Annotated in this window: 3 protein-coding genes; all 3 read left to right on the top strand. The window is 58.6% G+C overall.

Going from position 1 to position 2,832, the window contains the following annotated elements; all coding sequences use genetic code 11:
* The first annotated feature begins 47 nt into the window (after nt 1-47).
* Nucleotides 48-728 (top strand): GntR family transcriptional regulator, encoded by a 681-nt coding sequence (locus L0H65_RS17665; protein ID WP_301460535.1) that lies wholly within the window; start codon nt 48-50, stop codon nt 726-728.
* Nucleotides 729-730: 2 nt separating this feature from the next.
* The gene (gene tcuA / locus L0H65_RS17670; protein ID WP_301460536.1) at nt 731-2,137 is read left to right on the top strand and encodes an FAD-dependent tricarballylate dehydrogenase TcuA; all 1,407 of its coding nucleotides are present in this window, start codon (nt 731-733) and stop codon (nt 2,135-2,137) included.
* A partial coding sequence (locus tag L0H65_RS17675; RefSeq protein ID WP_301460537.1) for a 4Fe-4S ferredoxin occupies nt 2,127-2,832 on the top strand: 706 nt, incomplete at its 3' end. The genes tcuA and L0H65_RS17675, both read left to right, overlap by 11 nt.

Raw genomic sequence — 2,832 nt, forward strand, 5'->3', positions numbered from 1 at the left:
GTATCCATTTGTATACATTTGGATGCATAGTGCAAGCGGGAGTTTTTATGACCCAGATCGTGCCAATCTTAGAAGACGACGGCCCACAAGGAAGCGGGGCCTATCGCCAGATTTTGGCCGACATTCGGGCTGGGGTGCTTTTGCCCGGTGCACGGCTGCGTGAAACCGAATTGGCCGAACGCCTCGGCATCAGCCGTACCCCAGTGCGTGAGGCCATGCGCCAGCTTGAGGCTGACGGCCTTGTTGCCCATGTGCCGCGCCAAGGAGCCACGATCCGCGTGTTGGACTATGCCGAAGTGATGGAGCTATATGAGATGCGCGCGGTGTTGGAAAGCACGGCCGCCCGTCTTGCCGCCCGCGCCGCGTCGGATATGGAACTGGACGCGCTGACCGCGCTGAACGCCGAGATGGCAAGCGCAAAAGGTGCGGCGACCGTTTATGAATTGAACCGTCAGTTCCACATGACAATGCTTGATGCCGCCAAGAACCGCTATTTGGTTAAATCTGTGAACGCGCTGCAAAAAACTCTACTGATCCTTGGTCCGACCACGTTGGTTGAACCAGTTCGCGCAACCGAAGCCGTGGGGGAGCATGAGATCATTCTGGCGGCATTGCGGGATCGCGATGGCCTGCGTGCCGAGACCGCAATGCGCGCCCATATTGAAGCCGCCCATCGCGTTCGTCTGCGCGCGTTGCTGGGCCGTGATCGCCCGATTGAGGGGATTTAGGTATGCCGCATGACAAGCCTGTTGTTCTGAAACAAATGTGGGATATTGTTGTTGTTGGCGGCGGCAATGCGGCGCTTTGTGCCGCTATCACGGCCGCCGAGTCTGGGGCGAAAGTGCTGATCCTGGAATCTGCCCCCAAAAGCTATCGCGGCGGCAACAGTCGCCACACCCGCAACTTCCGCTGCATGCACCAAGGCCCTTTGTCGGTGCTGACCGACAGCTACGGCGAGGATGAGTATTTCGACGATCTGATGCTGGTAACCAAGGGCAAGACGGATGAGCCGATGGCCCGCATGGCTATTCGTCAGTCTGAGGAATGTCTGCCATGGATGGAGGCGCATGGTGTGCGGTTTCAGCCGTCCTTGTCGGGCACCCTGTCACTTAGCCGGACCAACGCGTTTTTCCTTGGCGGCGGCAAGGCACTGGTGAATGCCTATTACAACACCGCCGCCGATTTGGGTGTGACGGTCATCTATGATGCCGAGGTGACGCATGTGCATATCGAAGGTGATGTTTTTACCCATGTAGATTTGCGCATTGGCGGAACGACGCAGCAAGTGCAGGGTCGCGCGATTGTGTTGGCTTCGGGTGGCTTCCAATCCGATCTGGAGTGGCTGACGCGAGCGTGGGGACCAGCGGCGGCAAATTTCATTATCCGTGGCACGCCCTACAATCGCGGCGTGGTGCTGCGCGATATGCTCGACCAAGGGGCCGAAAGCGTGGGCGACCCGACCCAATGCCATGCCGTTGCCATTGACGGGCGGGCACCGAAATTTGACGGTGGGATTGTGACGCGGCTGGATTGCGTGCCGTTTTCCATCGTCGTGAATCGCGATGCCAAGCGCTTCTATGACGAGGGCGAGGATGTCTGGCCCAAACGCTATGCGATCTGGGGCCGGTTGGTGGCGGCGCAGCCCGATCAGGTGGGCTATGCGATCATTGATTCCAAGTCGATTGATCTGTTCATGCCGTCGGTTTTTCCGCCGATCAAGGCGGATACAGTCGAGGATTTGGGCGCTCAAATGGGCCTGGATGGGGCCAAGCTAGCGGAAACGGTGGCGGCGTTCAATGCCGCCTGTCAGCCCGGCCAGTTTCACCCGACCGAGTTGGACGGCGTGGCGACCAGCGGCCTGACGCCCGCCAAGACCAACTGGGCGCGGCCCATCAATCAACCGCCCTATTACGGCTATCAGTTGCGCCCTGGTGTAACCTTCACCTATCTGGGGTTGAAAATTTCAGAGCGGGCGCAGGTTCAGACCGCACAAGGTCCGCTGGCAAACGTGTTTGCTGCGGGGGAAATCATGGCGGGGTCTATCCTTGGCCAAGGATATTTGGCGGGGTTCGGCATGACTATCGGAACTGTCTTTGGACGCATCGCAGGCGCGGAGGCCGCAAAATATGTCAACTGACGCCATTCAAGAGGCCCGTCGCCAGACCGAGATTTGCAACGCCTGTCGCTATTGCGAGGGGTTTTGTTCGGTGTTTCCGGCACTGACCCGCCAAAAGGTCTTTGCTGATGGTGATATCAGCCATCTCGCCAATCTGTGCCACAATTGCCGCGGCTGTTACTATTCCTGTCAATATACCGAACCGCATGAATTCGCGCTAAACTTTCCCGCCGCCTTGGCCGAGGTGCGGCAGGAAAGCTGGGAAAGATTGGCGTGGCCGCAACCGCTGGCGCGCCGCTTTCATGAAAGTGGTGTGGCGATGGCTTTGGCGGCGGTTGTGGCCTTTGCCTTTGCGATTGTGCTGATGCAAATGCTCCGCCCTGCCTCTGGCGATGGGTTTTATGCCTATCTGGCGCATGGCGCGATGGTGGCGGTTTTCGCGCCCGCCTTTGTGCTGCCTTTAGCATCTGTCGCGATAAGCCTGCGCCGATATTGGGTGGAAACGGGTGGCGCACGGCTGCCTTGGCGCAATGTGATCGGTGGCTTTCGCGCCGCAGCGAGTTTGAAGAACCTGAATGGCGGCCAAGGTCAGGGCTGTAACTTTGAACGCGAAGACCGCTACAGCGACATGCGGCGCTGGCTGCATCAGGCTGTCATGTATGGGTTTCTTTTGTGCTTTGCGGCCACCTCTAGCGGCACAATTTTGCACTATATGT

The sequence above is a fragment of the Pseudorhodobacter sp. genome (assembly GCF_030452865.1).
Classification (GTDB): Bacteria; Pseudomonadota; Alphaproteobacteria; order Rhodobacterales; family Rhodobacteraceae; genus Pseudorhodobacter.